This window comes from Brunnivagina elsteri CCALA 953, from assembly GCF_002289455.1.
In the GTDB taxonomy this organism is placed as follows: domain Bacteria; phylum Cyanobacteriota; class Cyanobacteriia; order Cyanobacteriales; family Nostocaceae; genus Brunnivagina; species Brunnivagina elsteri.
Genome location: NZ_NTFS01000701.1, coordinates 1 through 1,734 on the forward strand (window position 1 = coordinate 1; position 1,734 = coordinate 1,734).

The following is a 1,734-nucleotide window of genomic DNA, read 5'->3' on the forward strand; positions in this document are numbered from 1 at the left end:
AATCGCCACCCTTACTTAGATATTTATCGCTAACTATCTTGACAAATCCTGTTTAAAAGGGAACGAAACAGCCCTGCCTTGGAAAGGGGGGGGATAATTTCCGGGATATCGAAAGAAATCGGGGGAGAATTTATTTCAGAAGTGTTCCCTTAGCGTAAAAACTCCGAAGCTTTTAGAGGTGCGGTGTTTTGTCTGGATTTTGTGGGTGGAGCTGGAGCAGAACCAGATGCGATCGCTTCCGGTTTAATTATGTATCTGTCTCCCCATCCACCATTAATATCTTCGGCTTGTTGTTGTGGTGGTGTGGTTTTAGCGATGGGTAATGAAACAGATTGTGACAAGCTTGCTTGGACGTACTTTTCACCATTATCGCTAAAGCGGAGGGATTTACCTTCAAGTTCTTGAATTTGTGGTTGAGATTCTTGTATTTTCTCATTGCTGGGCTTTTCGGTGATATTAGCTTGACTTCCAGGATCGAAAGTTGCGGTGAAAGTCACATCGCTTTCAGGAGTGAGTGTTGTTTGCGCTTGATTTACTTGCCAAACCTCTTGGTAGCTACCATTTGGGGTAACTTGCCAAATATTTAGATTTGCTTCCCATTCTCCTTTATCATTAACCTTAATCACCTGGCGATCGAGAATTGAACGGTTGATGTTTATATCCGTATTTGAGTCAATGGTTTGCTCTTCATTTGCTGGACGCAGATAACGTACTGCCGCGATCGCAATTCGACTGGCTTTGGGCAGGTTGGTACTACCAATTACCTTGTACTGTCCGTTGCTACCTGTGGATTGTACATTTTTAATCTCTAACTTGACTTCATTCTCTGCCTTCTGAGTGCAACCATAGCTGGTAGCTAGCAACACTAGAGAAATCCCGGTAAGTACAGTCTTTGTCCAGAACTTCTGAAAGCTTTCGCTCATGCTTATTTGATATAAATAGACCATAAAATGATTACGTAGACGGAAAAACTAGATAAATATATAGACCCTATTGTGGATGAATTAGTTAAATTTTGCTTTTTTGCCGTAAAAGCCTGACTGGTATGAGATGTAGCTTTTTTCCCTTGTCTTCCTTGATAAATAAATGAATTTTCTAACTGATTAATATTTTGACTTGATGACAATTCTGGTTTCATCACCGAATTTGATGAAGCAAAACTATTACTAGCTGTAGGAACTTGATTAGACAGCGATTCCCCTGGTGGTGGAACTGCGATTAAACCGGAAGTCGCTTGATTACTTGCTGCTGGTAACTTCGGAACAGGCAACAATCCCGCAGCATCAAACTGGGAATTATTAGCTTGTTGGTTAGCAAAATTTACCTGTGCAAAGCTTGCTTGAGTCGCGACTAACACCCAGAACATGGAGGTGGAAGCAGCAGACAACAACAGATAAAGCTTGGAGGAATGTCTTGAAAAAGAAAGATTGTGGCAATCAAAAATTTTTGGCTTCATTAGCCGACTTCACAGTTATATAAGTTTTTAGTTGGTAGATGTCGCCACTTTAGCAAATAATGAATGTATATTCGAGGACAGTGTACAGATTTTATTACAGGAAATCAATAATGCCTTAAATCTCATATACTTATTTGATTTAGATATAATCTTATACAGTGACAAGAATAAAGCTTTTTCGTCTGTAGAGCTATTTTTTCACAAACTCAGCCACAATAGGGTCTATATATTTATCTAGTTTTTCCGTCTACGTAATCATTTTATGGTCTATTTATATC

General features: G+C 39.4%; 2 protein-coding genes. Both read right to left on the reverse strand.

Annotation, left to right across the window (positions count from 1 at the left end):
- Positions 1-149 precede the first annotated feature (149 nt).
- Complete coding sequence (locus CK510_RS30010) at positions 150-923, reverse strand: hypothetical protein (protein ID WP_095725073.1); 774 nt, start codon at positions 921-923, stop codon at positions 150-152.
- 2 nt (positions 924-925) lie between these two features.
- A complete protein-coding gene (locus tag CK510_RS30015; protein ID WP_143289517.1) occupies positions 926-1,456 on the reverse strand; it encodes a hypothetical protein in 531 nt (176 codons plus the stop codon).
- Positions 1,457-1,734: the final 278 nt, after the last annotated feature.